The sequence below is a fragment of the Pseudolactococcus plantarum genome (assembly GCF_002441715.1).
Taxonomy (GTDB): Bacteria; Bacillota; Bacilli; order Lactobacillales; family Streptococcaceae; genus Pseudolactococcus; species Pseudolactococcus plantarum.
In genome coordinates this window covers 1-20,464 of the sequence record NZ_JXJX01000005.1, presented here as the reverse complement: position 1 = coordinate 20,464, position 20,464 = coordinate 1, and the positions used below count along the sequence as shown (strand labels likewise).

The 20,464-nt window shown below is 37.4% G+C and carries 15 protein-coding genes and 1 pseudogene; 15 read left to right on the top strand and 1 reads right to left on the bottom strand.

Features of this window, described 5'->3' with window-relative positions:
• The first annotated feature begins 12 nt into the window (after nucleotides 1-12).
• The 15 genes and pseudogenes from trpD to RU87_RS03665 all read left to right on the top strand — a co-directional run bounded on the left by trpD (nucleotide 13) and on the right by RU87_RS03665 (nucleotide 19,015).
• Nucleotides 13-1,017 (top strand): anthranilate phosphoribosyltransferase, encoded by a 1,005-nt coding sequence (gene trpD, locus RU87_RS03735; protein ID WP_068161538.1) that lies wholly within the window; start codon nucleotides 13-15, stop codon nucleotides 1,015-1,017.
• Nucleotides 1,017-1,298, top strand: coding sequence for a chorismate mutase (locus RU87_RS03730; protein WP_068161541.1), 282 nt, complete (start codon nucleotides 1,017-1,019; stop codon nucleotides 1,296-1,298). The genes trpD and RU87_RS03730 overlap by 1 nt, the downstream gene beginning before the upstream one ends.
• On the top strand, nucleotides 1,299-2,069 hold the full coding sequence (gene trpC, locus RU87_RS03725) for an indole-3-glycerol phosphate synthase TrpC (RefSeq protein WP_068161543.1): 771 nt from the start codon (nucleotides 1,299-1,301) through the stop codon (nucleotides 2,067-2,069).
• Nucleotides 2,059-2,691 (top strand): phosphoribosylanthranilate isomerase, encoded by a 633-nt coding sequence (locus tag RU87_RS03720; protein WP_068161546.1) that lies wholly within the window; start codon nucleotides 2,059-2,061, stop codon nucleotides 2,689-2,691. Before trpC ends, RU87_RS03720 begins: the two co-directional genes overlap by 11 nt.
• A 45-nt stretch (nucleotides 2,692-2,736) precedes the next feature.
• Entirely contained in the window at nucleotides 2,737-3,936 is a 1,200-nt protein-coding gene (gene trpB / locus RU87_RS03715) for a tryptophan synthase subunit beta (protein WP_068161550.1), read from the top strand.
• A 47-nt stretch (nucleotides 3,937-3,983) separates the two neighbouring features.
• Nucleotides 3,984-4,757, top strand: coding sequence for a tryptophan synthase subunit alpha (gene trpA, locus RU87_RS03710; RefSeq protein WP_068161553.1), 774 nt, complete (start codon nucleotides 3,984-3,986; stop codon nucleotides 4,755-4,757).
• A 128-nt stretch (nucleotides 4,758-4,885) separates the two neighbouring features.
• The gene (rpsA, locus tag RU87_RS03705; protein WP_068161555.1) at nucleotides 4,886-6,121 is read left to right on the top strand and encodes a 30S ribosomal protein S1; all 1,236 of its coding nucleotides are present in this window, start codon (nucleotides 4,886-4,888) and stop codon (nucleotides 6,119-6,121) included.
• A 62-nt stretch (nucleotides 6,122-6,183) separates the two neighbouring features.
• Nucleotides 6,184-7,968 carry an excinuclease ABC subunit UvrC gene (uvrC, locus tag RU87_RS03700; protein WP_068161558.1) on the top strand — a complete coding sequence of 595 codons (1,785 nt, stop codon included), beginning with the start codon at nucleotides 6,184-6,186 and terminating at the stop codon, nucleotides 7,966-7,968.
• A 79-nt stretch (nucleotides 7,969-8,047) separates the two neighbouring features.
• Nucleotides 8,048-8,749, top strand: coding sequence for a hypothetical protein (locus RU87_RS03695; protein WP_068161564.1), 702 nt, complete (start codon nucleotides 8,048-8,050; stop codon nucleotides 8,747-8,749).
• Nucleotides 8,746-10,164, top strand: coding sequence for a dipeptidase PepV (gene pepV / locus RU87_RS03690; RefSeq protein ID WP_068161568.1), 1,419 nt, complete (start codon nucleotides 8,746-8,748; stop codon nucleotides 10,162-10,164). The genes RU87_RS03695 and pepV overlap by 4 nt, the downstream gene beginning before the upstream one ends.
• A gap of 496 nt (nucleotides 10,165-10,660) precedes the next feature.
• A pseudogene (locus RU87_RS09985) lies at nucleotides 10,661-13,870 on the top strand (MucBP domain-containing protein); the annotation flags it as partial.
• Between the two features lies 1 nt (nucleotide 13,871).
• Nucleotides 13,872-14,358 (top strand): MucBP domain-containing protein (locus RU87_RS09980; RefSeq protein WP_425268482.1); only part of this gene is annotated, 487 nt, incomplete at its 5' end.
• Between the two features lie 243 nt (nucleotides 14,359-14,601).
• Nucleotides 14,602-15,981 carry an L-cystine transporter gene (locus RU87_RS03675; RefSeq protein ID WP_068164900.1) on the top strand — a complete coding sequence of 460 codons (1,380 nt, stop codon included), beginning with the start codon at nucleotides 14,602-14,604 and terminating at the stop codon, nucleotides 15,979-15,981.
• 301 nt (nucleotides 15,982-16,282) lie between these two features.
• On the top strand, nucleotides 16,283-17,116 hold the full coding sequence (gene licT / locus RU87_RS03670) for a BglG family transcription antiterminator LicT (RefSeq protein WP_068164903.1): 834 nt from the start codon (nucleotides 16,283-16,285) through the stop codon (nucleotides 17,114-17,116).
• 36 nt (nucleotides 17,117-17,152) lie between these two features.
• A complete protein-coding gene (locus RU87_RS03665) occupies nucleotides 17,153-19,015 on the top strand; it encodes a beta-glucoside-specific PTS transporter subunit IIABC (RefSeq protein ID WP_068164906.1) in 1,863 nt (620 codons plus the stop codon).
• A gap of 111 nt (nucleotides 19,016-19,126) precedes the next feature.
• Here the strand turns inward: RU87_RS03665 and RU87_RS09620 are convergent.
• On the bottom strand, nucleotides 19,127-20,464 hold a 1,338-nt coding region (locus RU87_RS09620; RefSeq protein WP_208611603.1), incomplete at its 5' end, for a hypothetical protein.

The window sequence follows — 20,464 nt, the reverse complement described above, 5'->3', positions numbered from 1 at the left end:
AAAGAAGAAGCCATGAAAGAAAATCTAGTGAAGTTGATGAATCGTGAACATTTGACGCGTTATGAAATTAATCAACTCGCCAATGCTATGTTTAATGGTGAATTGACTGATTCACAATTATCAGCAATTTTGATTGCACTTGCTATGAAAGGTGAAACAGTTGATGAGATGACAGGCATTGTTGAGGTTGTAAGGGAAAAAGCATTAGATATACCGACAACAATCACGACTGCTATGGATAATTGTGGCACAGGTGGCGATTTATCCTTTTCTTTCAATGTCTCGACCACTGCTGCCTTTGTACTCGCAGCAGGTGGTGTCAAAATGGCTAAGCATGGTAACCGCTCGATTTCCTCTAAATCAGGTTCAGCAGATGTCTTAGAGGCGTTAGGCATTAATTTGTATCATACGCCAGAAGAATTATCAGACATTTTTGATCAAACAGGATTAATTTTTCTCTTTGCACAACATGTTCATCCTAACATGCGCTATGTGATGCCGGTGAGACGGGAACTAGAGGTACGGACTGTTTTAAATTTGATTGGGCCATTTACGAATCCTGTAGATTTAGATACGCAATTACTAGGGACGTCTAGACCTGACTTGTTGGAAACAACTGCCCAAGTCTTAAAATCATTAGGTAGACGGCGTGCTGTTGTAGTGACTGGGCCAAATGGGATGGATGAAGCGAGCTTAGATGGTATGAATCATTACGCTTTATTAGATGAGAGTGGCAATATTACCACACACAGTTTTGATTATCAATCAATCGGTATGTCTCGTGTGACGTTACAAGAAATACGTGGTGGAGAAGGCAAAGAAAATGCTGAGATATTAAAAAATGTCCTGAAAAATATCCCAAGCCCATTTTTAGAGGTTACGGTGTTAAATGCTGGATTAGGCTTTTTTGCAGCAGGCTTAGTTGAGACGATAGAAGATGGTGTAGCTAAAGCGCGTGAGGTTATCTCAAGTGGTGCTGCATTAGCAAAATTAACTGAGATGCAGGAGATTCAGTAATGCCGATAAATTTAACGGATGTCCGTCAAAAAATTGATGCTATTGATAAACAGATGTTTGGTCTAATGGCAAGGCGTGGCGAGTATGTTAAACTGGCGGCTAAATTCAAAACGACAGAGGCAGAAGTAGCAGCACCTGATCGTGTTGCGATCGTGATTGAGAAAGTCAAAAAAATAGCGACTGAAAGTGGCGCGGATGTTGTCGTGGTTGAACAGGTCTATCGAAAAATGATAGCTGAATTTATAGAACTTGAACGTAGAGAACTCAAAGAAAGGCATTAAATGGAAAATTTTCTTGAAAAAATACTGATTGAAAAACAAGATGAAGTGAATCAGATGCTACTAGAAACACCTAAAGCAGTCCGTCAGACTAAAGGTCTTGTTCAAAGATTACGCGAGAATCCGAGTCACTTACAAGTGATTGGTGAAGTGAAACGTGCCTCACCATCATTAGGTGCGATTAATATGACAGTAGATGTGCTAGCACAAGCAAAAAGCTATGAAGCTGCCGGCGTATCCGCGATATCAGTCTTAACTGATCCTGTCTTTTTCAAAGGCTCTATCGATGATCTACGTTTAGTTGCCAAGCATGTGGATGTGCCAGTGTTAAATAAAGATTTCATTATCGATAAAAAGCAGATTATCCGTGCGGTAAATAGTGGTGCAACGATTGTGTTATTGATAGTGGCTTGTTTATCAGAAGAAAATCTACAAGAACTGTATGATTATGCTGTATCTTTAGGGTTAGAGGTCTTAGTTGAGGTGCATAATGCAGCAGAACTTGAGGTCGCACATCGGATAAATGCTGAGCTGATTGGTGTCAATAATCGTAATTTGAAATCGTTTGAGGTTGACATTCAAAATAGTCTAGATTTGATTGCCTTACAAGAGCCAACACGTTTTTATATTTCTGAATCAGGGATCAAATCACCTGTTGAAGCAGCAAGAGTGGCACATGACTTTAGAGCGGTTTTAGTTGGAGAAGCATTAATGCGAGATGGTGATCCACAAAAAGCGGCTAAGGACCTACAGGTTGATCGCCATGTGGATTAAGATTTGTGGGCTATCAACAGATGAAGCAGTGAAAACAGCGGTAGAAAACGGTGCTAGCCATATTGGCTTTGTTTTTGCAAAAAGTAAACGACAAGTAACGCCAGAACAGGCTAGACAATTGTCAAAAGATGTACCAAAATCTGTTAAAAAAGTAGGCCTTTTTGTCAATGCTAGTTTAGATGAGATAGCACAAACTATCAAGATAGCAGGACTTGATATGGTACAGTTACATGGCGATGAAAGCATTGCGTTTGCAAATCAAATTGCTGTTCCAGTCATTAAAGCATTTGGTATAAAAAATGGAAAACTACCGTCTGATATAGCAGCATTTAAAAATCATGTGATTTTATTAGATGCACCACCAGCACAGTTTGCAGGTGGGAGTGGACAACAATTTGAGTGGGAAAAAGTTGCATTATCAAAGTTATCTGGTTATCAGTTTTTTGTTGCAGGTGGATTGAATCCTGATAATGTTAGCAAAGCAATTTCTTTTTTTCAACCGACTGGCGTTGACGTGTCAAGCGGTGTTGAAACAGATGGTAAAAAAGATGTGAAAAAAATAAGTTTATTTTTAGAAAATAGCAAAAAGTTGTCCACGCATGATATGCCAGAAGCAGATTGAATTTTTGCAAACAGCTACTTTAACTTTAGATAAAAGGAGTAACAAATGACGTATAATCAACCAGATGAAGCAGGGTTCTTCGGCACTTATGGTGGTACATTTGTACCAGAAACACTGATGTATGCTGTGAAAGAACTAAAAGCAGCGTATGAGGCTAGTCAAGTAGATGCTGAATTTCAAAAAGAATTAGCTTACTTGCTTAAAGATTATGTAGGGCGTGAAAATCCACTTTATTTTGCTAAAAACCTAACAGAAAAATTAGGTGGAGCTAAGATTTATTTTAAAAGAGAAGACCTAAACCACACAGGCGCTCACAAGATTAACAATGCTCTAGCACAAGTCATGCTCGCCAAAAAAATGGGCAAAAATAAAGTCATTGCTGAAACAGGTGCTGGGCAACATGGGGTAGCGACAGCAACAGCAGCGGCACTTTTTGGTATGTCTTGTAAGATATATATGGGGGCGGTTGATGTTAAGCGTCAAGAGTTAAATGTGTTTAGAATGCAACTTTTAGGCGCAGAAGTCGTTTCTGTAACAGATGGCTCAAGTGTACTCAAAGATGCTGTGAATGCGGCACTTCGTGCATGGGTCGCAAGTGTTGAAGATACACATTATATTTTGGGGACAGCAGCAGGACCAGCACCTTTTCCAGAGATGGTAAGAGATTTTCAATCTGTTATTGGTCGTGAAGCTCGTGCTCAAATTCTTGAAAAAGAAGGTAAGTTACCAGCAGCAGTTGTGGCTTGTGTAGGTGGGGGATCTAATGCAGCAGGCCTCTTTTATCCATTTGTAGCAGATGATTCAGTTGCCATGATTGGTGTAGAGGCTGCAGGTATGGGCCTTGATAGTGGTGAAACAGCAGCCTCTATCAACAGAGGTTCTGATGGGATTCTTCACGGCAATCTTATGCGTTTATTACAAGATGACAATGGGCAAATAGAGGAAGCTTATAGTATTTCTGCTGGATTAGATTATCCTGGTCTTGGGCCAGAGCATTGTCATTGGAACGAAACAGGACGTGCTGAATATATCTCAGCAACAGATGATGAGGCGTTAGCAGGCTTTAAATTACTTTGTGTGACTGAAGGGATTATTCCAGCATTAGAAAGCTCACATGCTATTTCACAGCTACCTAAGCTTGTGAAACGTTATGGTAAAGACGAGTCAATTATTGTATGTCTCAGTGGACGTGGTGATAAGGACGTTGCGCAAATTAAAGAACGTGCAGATAAAGGCGAATTTTAAGCAAGTGTTTGAGATGGCAGTTTGCTAACTGATGATGGGAGAAATGGATGAAAAAGTTAGGAACTTATTTTAAAGATAAGGTCGACAAAGGAGACATGTTAATTGTCCCTTATATTATGGCGGGGGATCATGTTGATGGGTTAGACGGTTTAGCACAAACCATCAATTTCTTAGCAGAAAACGGTGCAAGTGCAATCGAGATAGGCATCCCGTTTTCAGATCCAGTAGCAGATGGCCCAGTGATTGAACAAGCAGGGATAAGAGCTTTAGCAAACGGGACAACCCTAAAAAAAGTAATCAAAGCACTTCAAAGTATTCAAACAAACATTCCTTTGATTATCATGTCATACATCAATCCAATCTATAAGTACGGCATTGAACAGTTTGTAGCTGACCTTAAAGCAACACCAGTAGCCGGACTTATCTTACCAGATGTGCCTCGTGAACATGAAAATATGATCATGCCATATCTGGCAGATACAGAGATTACCTTAGTGCCACTAGTGACATTAACAAGTACAGTTGAACGACAAAAAGAACTTGTTAGTGGCGCAGAAGGATTTATCTACGCTGTAACAGTAAATGGTGTGACAGGTGTCGGCCGAACTTATGGTGAACACTTGAATGATCATTTGGCAAAACTATCTAGTTTTTCAGAGGTTCCAGTATTAGCTGGTTTTGGTGTGTCTTCAGTTGCCCAAGCAGAAAAATTCCATGAAGTTGTGGACGGGGTAATTGTGGGGTCATATATCGTACAAGCTCTTCATGACGGGAGACAAGATGAAATAATTGCATTTTTAGCAGGTGTTAACAAAATCTAAAAGAAATATCATAAATATATGCTAAAATACCTTTTCTTTTGGCATATAATATGATACTATAGCTATTAGGACTATATCTATCTTAAATGATCTATAGAGTCAAATTGTTGGAGGAAACTTTTTAAAAGATGAACGAATTTGAAGAATTATTGAACAGCGTCGGTGACGTTAAAGTTGGTGACGTAGTAAGTGGAGAAATCCTTACTGTCGAAGACGATCAAGCTACTGTAGCTATCGTTGGTACTGGTGTTGAAGGTGTTTTAACACTCCGTGAACTTACAAGTGAACGCGATGCTGATATAAATGACTTTGTTAAATCTGGTGATGTTAAAGAGTTATTAGTTGTTAAGCAAATCGTTGGTAAAGAATCAGAAGGTGCAAATGTTTATTTGCTTTCTGAAAAACGTCTTGCTGCTCGTAAAGCATTTACTGACCTTGAAGGTAAAGAAGGCGAAGTTGTTACTGTTAAAGTCTTAAAAGACGTAAAAGGTGGTTTATCAGTTGACTTTAACGGTGTTCGTGGATTTATCCCAGCATCTATGATCGATACTTACTTTGTTCGTGATACTAAGAAATTTGTTGGTGAAGAATTTGACGCTAAGATCATCGAAGTAAACGCAGCTGAAAAACGCTTTATCTTAAGCCGTCGTGCTGTTATCGAAGAAGAGTCTAAAGCACAACGTGCTGAAGCATTTGCTAACCTACATGAAGGTGATATCGTTGAAGGTACTGTTGCACGTACAACAGACTTCGGTGCATTCATCAATCTTGGTGGTGTAGATGGACTTGTTCACGTAACTGAATTAGCACACGGCCGTGTTAAAAAACCTAGCGATGTTGTTAAAGTTGGCGAAACTGTTCAAGTTAAAGTCTTGAAAGTTGATGAAGAAGCTGGACGCGTATCGCTTTCACTTAAAGCAACACAGCCTGGCCCATGGGACGAAATCGAAGAAAAAGCACCAGTTGGTACTGTACTTGATGGTACTGTTAAACGTATCACTGACTTCGGTGCATTCGTTGAAATTTTCCCTGGTGTTGAAGGTCTTGTTCACATTTCACAAATTTCATGGGAACGTGTTGAAAACGCTAAAGACGTATTAACAGTTGGTCAAGCAGTTCAAGTTAAAGTTCTTGATGTAAAACCTGCTGAAGAACGTATTTCATTGTCTATCAAAGCTCTTACTGAAGCGCCTGCACGTAAAGAACGTTCAAACGATTCAGATAAAGACGGTGGACAACGTCGTGATTCAAAACCACGCGCACCACGTCGTGCACCAAAACAAGAATATACATTACCAGAAACACAAGAAGGATTCTCTCTTGCTGATTTCTTGGGTGAAGATTTCGATATTAACAACTTTTAATTAAAGGTTGTAAAAACGTCCTTAGGGGCGTTTTTTTGTGTTATCTGATATAATAGGGCTATATGAATGCAACGATTAAAGCAAAACTAGAGCTATTACCAAATAATCCCGGCTGTTATCTACATAAGGATAAAAATGGGACGATCATCTATGTCGGCAAGGCTAAAAATTTAAGAAATCGTGTGAGATCGTATTTTAGAGGGTCTCATGACACAAAAACAGAGTTGTTAGTCTCTGAAATTGTCGATTTTGAGTTTATTGTAACGGAATCAAATATTGAGGCTTTGTTATTGGAAATTAATCTTATCCAAGAAAACATGCCAAAATATAATATCATGTTAAAAGATGATAAATCATATCCGTTTATCAAAATTACCCGTGAAAAATATCCTCGCTTGATGATTACCAGACAAGTCAAAAAAGATAATGCCTATTATTTTGGCCCTTATCCTGATGTTAGTGCAGCTAATGAGATCAAACAATTGCTTGATCGTATTTTTCCGCTTAGAAAATGTCATGTACTACCGAATAAAGTTTGTCTGTATTATCATATTCATCAATGTTTGGCACCATGTGTATTTGACATCAATCCTGAGGTTTATACCAAGATGATTGGGGAAATTAGCCGATTTTTAAATGGTGGAGAAGATAAAATCATTGACGAATTGGATCGTAAGATGCATGCTGCGGCAGCAACGTTTGAATTTGAGAAAGCTGCTGAATATCGTGATTTAATCAAGCATATCGGCACACTCAGAACGAAGCAACGTGTCATGAACCACGATCTACAAGACAGAGATGTATTTGGTTATGCTGTCGAAAAAGGATGGATGTGTGTTCAAGTCTTTTTTGTCAGACAAGGTAAATTGATTCAACGTGACGTTAATTTATTTCCTTACTATAACGATCCTGAAGAAGACTTTTTGACCTATATCGGTCAATTCTATAAAGAAAATGCACACTTAACGCCTAAAGAGGTTTTGATCCCTTCTGATATTGATTTGGCATCTGTTAAAGCATTAACGCAGACTAAAGTTATCCAACCATCAAGAGGAGAGAAAAAGCAACTGGTTAATTTGGCTACTAAAAATGCTAGGGTGAGCTTACAACAAAAGTTTGATCTGGTTGAAAAAAGTGTTGAAAAAACACAAGGTGCTATAGCCAATCTTGGTACGTTGATGCATATTCCAACACCACACAGGATTGAAAGTTTTGATAATTCAAATATCATGGGTACGAGTCCTGTTAGTGCGATGGTTGTTTTTATAGATGGTAAGCCGTCTAAAAAAGATTATCGAAAGTTCAAGATTAAGACAGTTGTTGGACCTGATGATTATGCTAGCATGCGCGAAGTTATCTTACGTCGCTATAGTCGTGCGATTAAAGAGTCTAGTGTTTTACCTGACTTGATCATCATGGATGGTGGTATTGGTCAGATTAATGCGGCAAAACTGGTGTTAGATGATTTAGGTCTTGATATTCCGATTGCAGGTTTGGCCAAAAATGATAAACACCAAACGCAAGAGTTATTGTTTGGTGAGCCACTCGCGATCGTTCCCTTGAGTCGAAAAAGTCAGGAGTTTTTCCTGTTGCAAAGAATGCAAGATGAAGTCCATCGATTTGCCATCACGTTTCACAGGCAAGTTAGATCCAAAAATACGTTCTCTAGTAAATTAGATGGTATTGAAGGACTAGGACCTAAACGCAAACAAAAGTTAATGCGAACGTTTAAGTCGTTGACCAAAATTCAAGAAGCGAGTGTTTTAGCCATTCAAGAAATAGGTATTCCACTTGCTGTTGCAGAGCGTATCAAGGACGTGTTAGCAAAAAATGAAGACGACAACTGATTTCTTTTTTACAATTGTTCACATTTTTTGATAAACTATTGTAAAGGGTAAAATTGATGACCTAAAAAAGAGGTGACAAATGACAGATAAAGCTCAACTCTGGACAGCAGATGATATGTATCGTTTTGCCAGAGAAAATAAATTAGGGTTTAATATTTGGGGAGCGTGGCTACAGAGATTACACTTTAAAGTTGTAGCCGAGAGTTTATTAGATGATGAATTTGCTGTGTCAAGCTTTATTGGTCGGCATACTGATTATGATGACGATGAGGGTGAAGAAATTGAAGGTGGTCAACCCATGCCTAAATTTTTTAATACCCAAGGGTATTATGCCTATGTCATTACAAATGAAAATCGACTTGTTTATGCAAGATGGCGACCATTCTTTCATAAAGTTTCCTCAATTCCATTAAACGATATCAAAAATATCGAACCTATCACGCATATTATATGGGGCCATGTTCGTGTAGAATCTCTAGGGGATAATTTTTCGGTTTTTTGGACGAAAAGTGTTGTGAGACGAATCGCTAAACGCATTCAAGAAGGTGTTAGTGATATTAAAAATGGTCGTCTATATAGCAATGCGACTTATAATGATCAAGAAACTGAGTATATGCAACCTAATCATGTACCATCTGATAGAGTAGTAGAGCCTAAAATTGTTTATGATACAGCCACCATGTATGAAAAATTATCTTCGGCAAAACTTGCTATGGAAGAAGATTTAATCAGTGAAGCAGAATACAATGAATACAAAGAAAGGCTTTTGGGACGAAAATGAAAACAATAGATTTTAAAGCAGAAGTTGCAGCACGTAAAGACGATATGATAGCAGATTTATTCTCTTTATTAAAGATAAATTCAGAACGAGATGACGCTAAGGTTACCCCAGAAACACCTTTTGGACCTGGTCCAGTTGCGGCATTAGAAAAATTTCTAAGCTTAGCACAACGCGATGGCTATCAAACAACTAATGTAGATAATTATGCTGGTCACTTTACTTATGGAGATGATCTGCCTGATGATGCTGAGGAAATCGGTATTTTTGCACATATGGATGTTGTGCCTGCTGGGACAGGCTGGGAAAGTGATCCTTATTCACCTGAGATACGTGATGGTAAGATTTACGCACGTGGCGCGTCAGATGATAAAGGGCCAACGATGGCGTGTTATTATGGGCTGAAAATATTAAAAGAGCTTAATGTGCCGTTAACTAAAAAAATTCGCTTTATTGCCGGAACTGATGAAGAGTCAGGCTGGGGAGACATGGATTATTACTTTAAACATGTTGGCCTACCTGAACCAGATTTAGGTTTCTCTCCAGATGCAGAATTTCCAATTATCAACGGAGAAAAAGGAAATATTACCGAGTATATACATTTTTCAGGTGAGAATACTGGTGCTGTTCACTTGCACAGTTTTATCGGAGGATTACGAGAAAATATGGTACCTGAATCAGCAACAGCTGTTATTTCAGGTGATATTGAGCAGATTCAAGCAAAATTTGACGCTTTCGTTGCAAACTATGCAGATAAAAACCTTAAGTTTGAATCAAAGTCAGCCGCGGATGGTCAATTAACAGTAACACTACATGGTCGTTCAGCACATGGTGCAATGCCTGAAAAAGGTGTAAACGGGGCCACTTATCTTGCTAAATTCTTAGATGAGATTGGTGTTGTGTCACCATTTACAAAAATTGCTGGTCAAGTACTGATAGAAGATCATGCTGGCGAAAAACTTGGTGTTGCTTTTGAAGATACAAAAATGGGTGCGCTCTCTATGAACGCAGGTGTCTTCAAATTCTCAGATCAACAAGATGATAATACAATAGCACTTAACTTCCGCTACCCGCAAGGGATAGATGAGGATAAGATCTATGATGTGCTAAACAGTTTGTCAGGTGTCGAAAGTGTTACAAAATCAGCACATGGTCATACACCGCACTATGTGCCTATGGAAGATCCTTTGGTAGAAACGCTCTTAAGTGTGTATGAAAAACAAACAGGACTAAAAGGACATGAACAAATCATTGGTGGTGGTACGTTTGGTCGTTTACTCAAACGTGGTGTAGCCTTTGGTGCCATGTTCCCAGGTGATGTTGACACAATGCACCAAGCAAACGAGTTCATACCTGTAGATGTATTGCTTCGTGCCTCGGCTATCTATGCAGAAGCGATATATGAATTAGCGAAGTAAGTCTAATAATAAAAAACAATATCAAAATTTGATATTGTTTTTTTATACAGTAAAAAATATTTTGAACTTATTGGACTTATAGTAGAAGCAGATAAATTAAAAGTATATGCTATACAGAATACCTGTGTGATACACTATTTATCGCATTATGAAATCTAACAATGATTGTATGATAAGTTAAATGGTGAAATTAAACGATACATTTACCAAAAAATAACTTAGTTTTATATTATTTTTGAACAAACAAGTTAGTTTTATGTTTTATTTTTTATAAATTCACATCAAAAAAAGACATTAAATAATGAATAAATAAAACCAATGCGTGAAAAAAAATAAAGTTAATAACTAAAAGTTAGTAAATGTAGCATGAATAAAGGTGTATTACTTAGCTTGTTGGCTGATGCAAAGAAAATTAAAATATTTGAATTTTTATATACACATTTTCTAATTTGTGTTATACTTATTAAAGATAAAGATTAAAATTAAGGGGAATTTAATGAAAAATCATAGAACTATAATTAAAAGTATATCATTTAGTCTATTGTGTGTATTATTGACTAATCCAATTGATGATTTAGGTGTATTGGCAAATTCAGTAACAGTAGAAGAATCACAGCAAAATACTATTGAGACGCCAGAAAATAGTACAGATAAAAAGAAATTATCAACTGAGGATGTACTTAACTCAACACAAAAAATACAAACACCTACATCGCCAGAACACCATGCAACAGATGATACTGACAACTTGAAAAATAATACTTTAAAGTCTAGAAAAGGGCAACCTCAGATAGCAACAGTTAACGGCACTATCACCTATCTAGATGAGTCAGGTAACACTTTATTACCGTCGAAAGCTGTCCCTTCTCAAATTGGAGGTACCTTCAATTTTTCAGTCGCAGAACCCATTAATGGTTACCAGCTTGATCTTACTAAATCAAAAGTGCTTACAACAATTAATGGTAGCTTGCAAACTGTTACCATAAAAGAAGCAATGGGTGCTTCCCATGTAGAAACGCTTGATGCCTTTATTGCGCATATTAATCAACAAGCTATTACTGCTGGCGTACAAGATGTGGAACTGCAGTATGTCTATAATAATATAACAGTTAACGGCACTATCACCTATCTAGATGAGTCAGGTAACACTTTATTACCGTCGAAAGCTGTCCCTTCTCAAATTGGAGGTACCTTCAATTTTTCAGTCGCAGAACCCATTAATGGTTACCAGCTTGATCTTACTAAATCAAAAGTGCTTACAACAATTAATGGTAGCTTGCAAAGTATTACCATAAAAGAAGCAATGGCTGCTTCTCATATAGAAACGCTTGATGCCTTTATTGCGCATATTAATCAACAAGCTATTGCTGTTGGCGTACAAAATGTGGAACTGCAGTATGTCTATACAAAAGATGCAGTATCAGGTGGTGATATCACAGTCAGTTATGAAGATGAAAGCGGTCATAAGCTTGCCGAAGACATGATCCAATCAGGTAATGTTGGCGATAGCTATACGACAGAGGCAAAACATATCCCAGGTCATACCTTTAAATCCATCATAGGAAATGCGACAGGTCAGTTCACAGCTGATGCGCAAAGCGTGACTTACGTCTATACGAAAGATGCAGTATCAGGTGGTGATATCACAGTCAGCTATGAAGATGAAAATGGTCATAAGCTTGCGGAAGACATGATCCAATCAGGTAATGTTGGTGATAGCTATACGACAGAGGCAAAACATATCCCTGGTCACACCTTTAAATCCATCATAGGTAATGCGACAGGTCAGTTCACAGCTGACGCGCAAAGCGTGACATATATCTATACAAAAGATGCAGTATCAGGCGGTGATATCACAGTCAGCTATGAAGATGAAAGCGGTCATAAACTTGCAGAAGACATGATCCAATCAGGTAATGTTGGCGATAGCTATACGACAGAGGCAAAACATATTGCAGGTCATACCTTAAAATCCATCATAGGTAATGCGACAGGTCACTTCACAGCTGACGCGCAAAGCGTGACATATGTCTATACGAAAGATGCAGTATCAGGCGGAGATATCACAGTTAGCTATGAAGACGAAAACGGTCATAAGCTTGCGGAAGATATGATCCAATCAGGTAATGTTGGCGATAGCTATACGACAGAGGCAAAACATATCCCTGGTCACACGTTCAAGTCAATCATAGGTAATGCGACAGGTCAGTTCACAGCTGACGCGCAAAGCGTAACTTACGTCTATACAAAAGATGCAGTATCAGGTGGTGATATCACAGTTAGCTATGAAGACGAAAGCGGTCATAAGCTTGCGGAAGATATGATCCAATCAGGTAATGTTGGCGATAGCTATACGACAGAGGCAAAACATATCCCTGGTCACACGTTCAAGTCAATCATAGGTAATGCGACAGGTCAGTTCACAGCTGACGCGCAAAGCGTAACTTACATCTATACAAAAGATGCAGTATCAGGCGGTGATATCACAGTCAGCTATGAAGATGAAAGCGGTCATAAACTTGCAGAAGACATGATCCAATCAGGTAATGTTGGCGATAGCTATACGACAGAGGCAAAACATATTGCAGGTCATACCTTAAAATCCATCATAGGTAATGCGACAGGTCACTTCACAGCTGACGCGCAAAGCGTGACATATGTCTATACGAAAGATGCAGTATCAGGCGGAGATATCACAGTTAGCTATGAAGACGAAAACGGTCATAAGCTTGCGGAAGATATGATCCAATCAGGTAATGTTGGCGATAGCTATACGACAGAGGCAAAACATATCCCTGGTCACACGTTCAAGTCAATCATAGGTAATGCGACAGGTCAGTTCACAGCTGACGCGCAAAGCGTAACTTACGTCTATACAAAAGATGCAGTATCAGGTGGTGATATCACAGTTAGCTATGAAGACGAAAGCGGTCATAAGCTTGCGGAAGATATGATCCAATCAGGTAATGTTGGCGATAGCTATACGACAGAGGCAAAACATATCCCTGGTCACACGTTCAAGTCAATCATAGGTAATGCGACAGGTCAGTTCACAGCTGACGCGCAAAGCGTAACTTACGTCTATACAAAAGATGCAGTATCAGGTGGTGATATCACAGTTAGCTATGAAGACGAAAGCGGTCATAAGCTTGCGGAAGATATGATCCAATCAGGTAATGTTGGCGATAGCTATACGACAGAGGCAAAACATATCCCTGGTCACACGTTCAAGTCAATCATAGGTAATGCGACAGGTCAGTTCACAGCTGACGCGCAAAGCGTAACTTACGTCTATACAAAAGATGCAGTATCAGGCGGTGATATCACAGTCAGCTATGAAGATGAAAGTGGTCATAAGCTTGCCGAAGACATGATCCAATCAGGTAATGTTGGTGATAGCTATACGACAGAGGCAAAACATATCGCAGGTCATACCTTTAAATCCATCATAGGCAATGCGACAGGTCAGTTCACAGCTGATGCACAAAGCGTAACTTACGTCTATACGAAAGATGCAGTATCAGGCGGTGATATCACAGTCAGCTATGAAGATGAAAGCGGTCATAAGCTTTCCGAAGACATGATCAAATCAGGTAATGTTGGTGATAGTTATACGACAGAGGCAAAACATATCCCAGGTCATACGTTTAAAGCCATCATAGGCAATGCGACAGGTCAGTTCATAGCTGACGCGCAAAGTGTGACANAGAGGCAAAACATATCCCAGGTCATACGTTTAAAGCCATCATAGGCAATGCGACAGGTCAGTTCATAGCTGACGCGCAAAGTGTGACATACGTCTATACGAAAGATGCAGTATCAGGCGGTGATATCACAGTCAGCTATGAAGATGAAAGTGGTCATAAGCTTGCGGAAGATATGATCCAATCAGGTAATGTTGGCGATAGCTATACGACAGAGGTAAAACATATCCCTGGTCACACGTTCAAGTCAATCATAGGTAATGCGACAGGTCAGTTCACAGCTGACGCGCAAAGCGTGACTTACGTCTATACGAAAGATGCAGTTAATCCTAAGCCAAATTCAGATAACAAAAATGATGTATCTCCAACTACAAATGGTTTACCGAAAACAGGAGAAAATAACATTATGATGCTGTTGACTATGATGTCAGGGATGATACTTGTTATGATGGGTGTAGTAGGGCTACGCTTGAAAAAAAATAAAAAATAAGCTATCAAAAATAGACTTGTATTGAAATGTGTCGTGATGATGCAACAACTTATAGATGTATTGAAAGACTAATAGCATATAAAAAAGCATTACTAAACAATTTAGTAATGCTTTTTTGCAGATAATCTGATAATGCTTTAACTGTATGGTTTTAAGAAATATGATCACGGAGATAGTTCTTTCATATAACAGATATAACCTTATCATGAGAGAATAATAATATATTAATTTAAAGGAGTGTTTATGACTATTTTATCTGTACTCATTATATTATTAGGATTTATTGGTAGTTTGGTGTGGCTTTTTAGGTTACAAGTTAAGCATATTAGTTTTAACAAGCGAGTGCTTTTTGGATTATTAGGTGGTGTTGTTTTTGGCCTTTTAATTCGACTTTTATTTCAAAAGACAACTCATTTCTCTACCAGTATCTCTTGGATTTCTTTAGTGGCTGATGCCTATGTTGCTTTGCTTCAAATGCTTGTGATGCCACTTGTTTTTATTTCTATCGTCGGCGCCTTTACGAAGTTAGAGGTATCTAAAAATTTAGGTAAGCTAGCACGTAATGTTATTGCGATTTTACTGGGTACTGCTGCTATATCAGCAGTGGTCGGTTACTTAGCTGTTGTTGCTTTTCGTTTAAATGGTGCTGTATTTACTGAAGGAGTAGCTGAGAAAACACGTATTGCGGCACTTGCAGAAAAACAAGTTCAAGTTAAAGGGGTACCGATTACTGAACAGCTACTGAATCTAATTCCTCGTAATGTGTTTGCTGATTTAGCAGGAACACGGCCGACAAGTACCATTGCAGTAGTCATATTTGCGGTATTTTTAGGTATTGCTTTTCTTGGCATTCAAAAGAAGTATCGCAGTGAAGCTAAAACATTTGCTGAGTTAATTCAATCGTTTGAAAAAATCATTTTACGGGTGACGACGTTAGTTTTAAGATTGACACCATTTGGTATTTTTGCCTTAATGGCACGTGTTATGGCGACTAGTGATTTTGCAGCATTAGTCAATCTTGGTCGCTTTATTATTGCTAGTTATGCTGCCATTTTGTTGATGTTTGCTTTGCATTTAGTGCTGTTAATTTGGGTTAAAGTATCACCAAGAGAATATTTAAGTAAATCTTGGTCAACGCTACTGTTTGCATTTACATCAAGAACGAGTGCTGGAACGCTACCAATGAATGTTGAAACACAGGTTGAAAAATTTAAAGTCAATGAAGCAGTGGCCAATTTTTCAGCAAGTTTTGGTTTATCAATAGGGCAAAATGGTTGTGCAGGTATTTATCCAGCTATGTTGGCAACGATTGTCGCACCAACAGTTGGCATTAATATTTTTTCTATTCAATTTATTGTGTCGTTGATTGCAATCGTGACCATTTCATCACTAGGTGTTGCAGGTGTTGGTGGTGGTGCAACTTTTGCATCGTTAATCGTTTTATCGTCAATGAATCTACCTATTGCCATCGTAGGACTTGTTATTAGTGTTGAACCAGTTATTGATATGGCAAGGACTGCACTAAATGTGAGTGATGCTATGGTTGCTGGAATTGTCACTGATAGATTGTTAAAAAAACCAATTCAATCTAAACCAGTAAAAAATGTGGAATTTGCAAAATAAAGTTAAAAAATCTCTTTAGTGGAGATTTTTTTGATTGAACATCTCATGTATGTGATGTATCAAGTAACGCTTACACATATCAGATTTAGAGATTTTTTAAAAATGATAGGAATAATGAAACAAAGTAAGTAAGCGCTTGCAAAATTATAAATAAAAAAGTATAATAAAGGTAGCAAATATGGATGTTACGTTAGGTCGGCTCTACTGTATTTCGCAGACGTGTTTTATCTGTGCAGCAGTAGTGCCGATTTTTTTGTTGCACAAAAAATGAGTAAATTAAGTCATATAGAAAGGAGGACGTATGTTAATAAGTAAAGTCATTAATAATAATATCGTTAGGTCAATTGATGAAGAAAATCGAGAAGTACTGGTAATGGGTAGCGGAATTGGGTTTAATAAATCTGCTGGGGAAGTGATTATTGCAGAAAAGATTGAAAAAATTTATATTTTGAATGATGATATTAATTCGCTTAGATTTGAGGAACTAATGTCACAAATACCCATCGAAGTCATCAAATTAACCAATCAGATTGTAGATTTTGGCAAGGTATCTCTTGCAAAAGAATTACCTGATTCACTATATACAGTATTGTTGGATCATATTAATTTTGCGATTGAACGTACAAAAGAGGGGTTTGTTATTCGCAATGCCTTGATTTGGGAAACGAAACGGTTTTATGCAACCGAATTTAGTGTAGGTGAATTTGCTTTGGAGATCATCAAGCAGCAATTAGGTGTGAGCTTACCTGAGGATGAAGCTGCCTTTATCGCCTTGCATTTTGCGAGTGCAAATATAGATGCAGTCACAACAGAAGAAGCCAAAAAAATATTATCGACGATTAAAGATATCCTCACGATCGTCAGATATCACTTTGGTATCGAGCTAAATGAATCATCCATTCATTATGAAAGATTTGTGACGCATTTGAAATTTTTTATGCAACGCATGTTGTCTGGACGCCATCTTGATGAAGATGATGGAGATTTTCTGATGATGCTTAAGACGAAGTACAAAGCAGAATATCTTTGTACTTTAAAAATAAGTGATTATTTCCAGACTAATTATCAACTGACATTAACGGCAGATGAAATTATGTATTTGACAATACATATCAGAAGAATTACGGCACAATAAAACACGTTCCTAAACTAAAAAAGGAGCAGTAAACACATGAATTATGAAACATTAGCTAGTAAAATTGTTGAACTTGTTGGCGGAGCTGACAATGTATCAGGATTGACACATTGTGCGACACGGTTACGATTCAATTTAACGGATGAATCACTAGCCGACACTGATGTACTTAAAGCAACACCTGGCATATTAGGTGTCGCAAAAGGTGGCGGACAATACCAAGTCATTATCGGTAGTGATGTGGAAAAAGTATACAGACTTGTCCTGCCACTACTCCATATTGGCGTTGGAGAAGTTAAGTCTTCGACAGAAAAAAAAGGATTAGGTAGTCGCTTTATAGATACGATTTCAAGTATCTTTACCCCTGTCTTACCTGCTATCACCGCATCTGGTATGCTAAAAGCAGTGCTTGCTTTATTGGCAGCATTTCACTGGATTGATACAACATCGCAAATCTATCAAATTGTCAATCTGATGGCTGATGCTGCATTTTATTTTTTACCTTTACTTCTTGCCATATCCGCTGCAAAAAAATTCCAAGCTAATACCTATCTCGCAGTGATGATTGGTGGTATTTTACTACATCCCACCTTTATTCAGATGGTAGTTGCAGCAAAAGAAAGTGGGAAGAGTATTCAATTTGGCTTCTTGCCTATCTATCCAGCAAGTTATGCCTCTTCTGTAGTGCCAATTATTTTGACAATATGGTTGATGAGCTATATTGAAGCATTTGCAAAAAAAATCACACCTAAAATGCTGAGTTTCTTTGTTGTCCCACTGATTACTGTATTTGTAACTGGATTAGTCGCACTAGTTGTCGCAGGTCCGATTGGGTTTCATATTGGTAATGGCTTAGCAAGTGTTGTGTTATTCTTGGATGCACATGTTGGGTGGTTAGTACCCATGGTATTAGGGACTGTATTACCACTATTAGTGATGACTGGTACACATTATGGTATCGTACCTCTTGGACCAGCCAATATTATGAATTTAGGATATGATACAATTATTGGGCCAAGTAATATGCCTTCAAATATTGCCCAAGGTGGCGCGGCTTTGGCAGTTGCGTTGAAAACAAAAAATAATGATATCAAGCAATTAGGGTTCTCAAGTGGCTTTACTGCAGTCTGTGGGATCACAGAACCGGCACTATATGGGATTAATTTACGATTTAAAACACCACTCTATGCAGCCATGATGGGCGGAGGATTAGGTGGTTTATTCCTTGGCTTGATGGGGGTGCGTCGCTATGCACCAGGCTCACCTGGTTTATTAACCTTACCTGTATACATCGGAAAAGATGGGTTAACTAACCTAGCCTATGCGGTAGTTGGTTGTGTCATTGCATTTGTTACTGCCTTTATCGTGTCATACCTATTATTTAAAGAAGAAAAAGTAGTTGAAACAGAACTAGAGGTGTCACAAGACGCACTAACAGAAGAAAAACTCCAAAAAATATATGCGCCAGTGACAGGAGAGCTGATCCCACTAACTAATGTATCAGATGATACCTTTGCCCAAGAAATTTTAGGCAAAGGGATTGCAATTTTACCTCAAAGTTCAGAATTTGTATCACCGATAGCAGGTAAAATTACGATAGTTTATGAAACGATGCATGCAATCGGTCTAGTATCAGATTCTGGGGCAGAAATTTTGATTCACATAGGTATCGATACTGTGAAGTTAAACGGCAAATACTTTACCTCTCATATTAAAAAAGGAGATCAAGTAGCAGTTGGGACACCTTTAATGACTGTCGATTTAGCAGGCATCAAATCTGAAGGATTTAGTACTGAAACACCTATTATTATCACTAATTCAAATGATTTTGAAGAGATGCTACCTACTGATGAAAAAAATGTAGCGGTTGGTCAACCGATATTGAAATTAATCAAGTAGAAGGAGAACGCGTATAATTTTTTTTTTGCAAAACACAAAAATATCCTGTCATTTGATGGGGGTTTTTATATGTAAAAAAACTATGGGAACAAAAAAGTTTGCGTTAATGAATCACAAACTTTTTTTATATTCTTTATAATTAATATATTGCTTTAATTCATTGTATACTCTTTTTACACTTTCAATATACTCATTAATCGAACTCTCCATCATATTTTGAAATATGTTATAATCTCCATTTGTGAGAGACTCGTCTTTTTTCATATGATAATATTTCACAAATTTTTCCGTATTAAATTCATCAAATCCTTTCTCCTCTATCCCAACGGTTGTGCGAAGCTTGTATAGTGAATTTTGAAGACTTTTAACCGAATCCCACTCGTAAGATGTCAAAAGATTTTCTAAAGGTTCTATATTACTAGTACATTCTTGCATCAATTCATAACCTACTTTAATATAGTTAGAAAAGAGTATATCAGGCCTATCAAAAGATGGAAATTCTTCTATATTTTTATACTGTTTATTTATGAGATATAAGAAATTAAATAGTGCATACTTCTTCACCAAAGATAAGTCTTCATTTTTTTTCATTTTGAATCCAATAGAATAAATAAGGCTAAAAATAGAAAGAAGTAAGCCGAACCCACTTGTATTTATAATTATGTTTTTATACTGATACAGTAAAGGGGAAATCAAGAAAATCTTGCTAGAAAAACCTAATATAGTTGTGAAAATAATGAGAAATAATGAACTCATTATAATATAAAAATTTGAACGCTTCATATAATTATCTCCTATTTTTAAATTCAATTTATATTTTAATTTTATTAGATTCTTTTTCAAATTAGCTTCTTCCGATTCTATTAATGATAATATTATATCTGAATCTGTTCTAGCAGCATATGCCTTAGTTATAGATACTTTTGCAAATTTAATAATAGCAATTTTCTTCTTAAATTTATTTTTATTCATTAATATAAAAATTTGTTCATATATACTATATAACGAAAGACCGTATATAAGCGGAAAATTAATAATTAGTATAAATATCGGAAAAACAAATTCCTTTAATGAGAGTATATTTAACAGAACGCTCACATCAGTTATTAGGTGTACACATGCTCTCAGGACTACGGCAATAGCATAAATCATAAAAATATATTTACAAAGTTTTTTTACACTCGCGAGCTCTTTTTTCCTCTCTGAATAAACATAGACACCAGTAATAATCACCGCAATAGGAACTATAAATAGTTCTATGAAAAAATTGAAACTCCAAGCATTTAAAATAAAATCTACAACAACTGCTAAAGCAAAACTTTCTTTCAAAATTTTAAAAAAGATATATTTATCTTTACCTTTGTCTATAACAGTAAACAGTAAAGGTATTTCAGAAAAAAGGAACCAGAATATGGAATCTTTGATGCTATCCTTAAATCTTAGAGTCAC